3 protein-coding genes are annotated in these 2,688 nt (G+C 67.3%); all 3 read left to right on the top strand.

The window, feature by feature from the left end; translation table 11 throughout:
* Positions 1 to 60: 60 nt before the first annotated feature.
* The 3 genes from KF837_44850 (at position 61) to KF837_44860 (ending at position 2,615) form a co-directional block, all read left to right on the top strand.
* Entirely contained in the window at positions 61 to 420 is a 360-nt protein-coding gene (locus tag KF837_44850) for a hypothetical protein (GenBank protein ID MBX3234505.1), read from the top strand.
* Positions 417 to 767 (top strand): IS66 family insertion sequence element accessory protein TnpB, encoded by a 351-nt coding sequence (tnpB, locus tag KF837_44855; GenBank protein ID MBX3234506.1) that lies wholly within the window; start codon positions 417 to 419, stop codon positions 765 to 767. The genes KF837_44850 and tnpB overlap by 4 nt, the downstream gene beginning before the upstream one ends.
* 180 nt (positions 768 to 947) lie before the next feature.
* A complete protein-coding gene (locus KF837_44860; GenBank protein MBX3234507.1) occupies positions 948 to 2,615 on the top strand; it encodes an IS66 family transposase in 1,668 nt (555 codons plus the stop codon).
* The last annotated feature ends 73 nt before the right edge of the window (positions 2,616 to 2,688 follow it).

Here is a 2,688-nt window from a genome sequence, read left to right on the forward strand (position 1 = left end):
GTATCCCCTGCTTGAACGGCCGGGTTTTCTGGAGGCGGCTTCGGCGTCATGGTGAGCGCAATGGCGCTGACGCAGGACGAGTGGGCGGAGTTGGTCGGGGAATGGCAGAAGAGCGGCGAGTCGGCGGCGCAGTTCGCGAGCGCGCATGGGGTCGCGGCGACGGCGCTGCGATACTGGATTAAGCGGCTGCCAGTCGTAGAGGCGACGAAGGCGAGCACGTTGGCGAAGCCGGTCGCTGCCCCGAGGTCCGGGATAACGGCGCTCGCGCGTGTTGTCCGGCCGGGGGAGCTGCCTCCGCGTCGAAGTGCTGAGGCGGCGTGCGTGCGCGTCGTCGTCGGGAAGGCCACCGTGCTCGTCGAGACGGGCTTCGACGAGGACCATCTTCGCGCCGTCGTACGGGCGCTGAGCGAGGTCGAATGATTCCCGCCGGCGTCGAGATCTATATCGCGCTCGAACCGATCGACATGCGCCTGTCGTTTGATCGCCTGTCGGGGCTTGCCAAAGAGCACGTTGGCTACGACGCGCGGAGCGGCGCGCTCTTCGTGTTTTTCGGGCGCCGCAGAGACGCGCTGAAGGTCCTGTTCTTCGACGGCAGCGGGATGGTCATCTTCTACAAGCGTCTCGACCGCGGCGTCTTCCAGATCCCTGAGCCTCCGACGAAAACGGCGCGGCATGTGGAGATCGACGAAGCGACGCTCGAAGCGCTGCTGGACGGCGTCGACGTGACGGAGCCCGCGAAGACGCCGCCTCGCCCGAAGACGCACTGAGCTCTTCGCACAAGGTGCGATCGAAAACGGAGACCGACGCGGCGGTCGCTCGACCGGGCGATGCCCGTGCGCTACCACGAGGTCGTGCCCGTGGATGCAGCACCGCCGAGCGAGAGCGACCAGGCGCTTCGCGACAGGGTGGCGGCACTCGAGGCTGCGCTCGCGGCGACGAAGTCGGAGCTGTCGGCCGTCACCGCCGAGCGGAACAAGCTCCGTCGCGCGTACGAGATGGTCAAGGGGGAGCTCGAGTTGCTGCGGCGCCGCCTCTTCGTCGCGAAGGCCGAGCGGATCGATACGACGCAGCTCGAGATCGAGTTCGCCGAAACGAAAGCGAAGCTGGACCGACTCGCACGCGCTCTCGACGGCGAAGCCGGCGTCGTTCCCGAAACTCCCGCCAATAAAAACGCGATGACGCGTGGCGGTGGTGGCGGCGGCGATGGGCGGCCCGCGGGTCAGAAGAAGACGTCGAAGGGCAGCGGCCGTCCCGACCTCACGAAGCTCGACTTGATCGAGGAGCGCGTCGAGATCCTCGATCCGGCGCTGGAGGGAACCGCGGAACGCATCGGTTTCGAGACGACGTACCTGCTTGGTCGGCGGCGCGCGTGCACCGTGCGCGTGGTCATGGCAAAGGCGACGTACAAGACGACGGCGCTCGACGAGAACGGCGAGTCGACGGCCGAGTACACGACCGCGCCGAAGCCGCGCGAGATCGTCGACCGCGGCATGCTCGCGCCGTCGTTCGTCGCCTTCTTGCTGACGAAGAAATACCGATGGGGGATGCCGTTTCATCGCGTCGCCCTCGAGCTCCTGGCGGAGGGCGTGTCGGTCGACGACAGCACGATGTGTCGCTACGCCGAGCACGTCGGCGCGACGTTTGGATGCATCGTCGATGCGATGTGGAAGGAGGCCAAGGAGACGGCCTTCTGTATTTCGACCGATGCGACGGGCTGCGCGATCCAACCCGTGCGCCTCGAAGAGAAGCCGCGGCAGCGGCAGCCGTGCGCGCGGGGCCACTTCTTCGTCGCCCTCGCGGACAACGACCACGTCCTCTTCGAGTTCCGAGAGCGGCACACGAGCAGCGCCGTCTGCGAGATGTTTCGCGGCTTCCACGGTTACATCCAGGCGGACGCGCACTGCATCTACGACGCGCTCTTCCGCGGCGACGCCGTCGAGGAAGGAGAGAAGCCGCCCGATGAGGTGGCCTGCTGGTCGCATGCCAGGAGGAAGGCTTGGGAGGCCGCGATCACGACGAAGGCTCCCGAAGCGCGCGAGGCACTTCTCCGGATCCGCGAGCTCTTCAAACGCGAAGAAGAATGGCAGAACCTCGCGCCGAAACAGCGGTACGAGCGGCGGCAGCGCGTCTCGCGCCCGATGCTCGACGACTTCTTTGCGTGGGCCGAAGGGGTGTTCGAGCGTGTTGGCTCCGTGCGCGGTCCGCTCGCGAGTGCCTTCGGCTATGTGATCCGGCAGCGCGACGCGCTCCGCCGTTACCTCGACGACGGGCGCCTCCGTATCGACAATAATGCCGCCGAGCGTGCCCTCCGCTCGCCCATCGCGGTCGGCCGCAAAGCCTGGCTCTTCTTCGGCTCGAACGACCACGCCAGCGCCGCCGCGAACGTCTTCTCCCTCATCGCCTCGTGCGTGCTGCACAAGCTCGATGTCGAGAGCTACTTCACGGACATCATCCGCGTCCTGCCGTACTGGCCCCGCGACCGGTACCTCGAGCTCGCTCCCAAGTACTGGGCACGGACGCGCGCTCGCCTCGACGCCGAAGAGCTCAAGCTGGCCGTCGGCCACGTGACCGTACCGCCTCCGCTGCCCGCGGAACAGCAGCCGTCGCCGAACTGACCTCGCCTCCACTCGCGAGAGTCTGCATCACGGGCGCGGCTCCGGCCACCGCGGCTCTTCAAGCAGCGGATAC

Origin of the sequence: Labilithrix sp. (assembly GCA_019637155.1) — a bacterium.
Classification (GTDB): domain Bacteria; phylum Myxococcota_A; class Polyangia; order Polyangiales; family Polyangiaceae; genus Labilithrix.

What these genes read in the sequence shown, in the direction of transcription:
- tnpB (MBX3234506.1), top strand. Translation starts at nt 417, where the DNA reads ATGATTCCCGCCGGCGTCGAGATCTATATCGCGCTCGAACCGATCGAC.
- KF837_44850 (MBX3234505.1), top strand. Translation starts at nt 61, where the DNA reads ATGGCGCTGACGCAGGACGAGTGGGCGGAGTTGGTCGGGGAATGGCAG.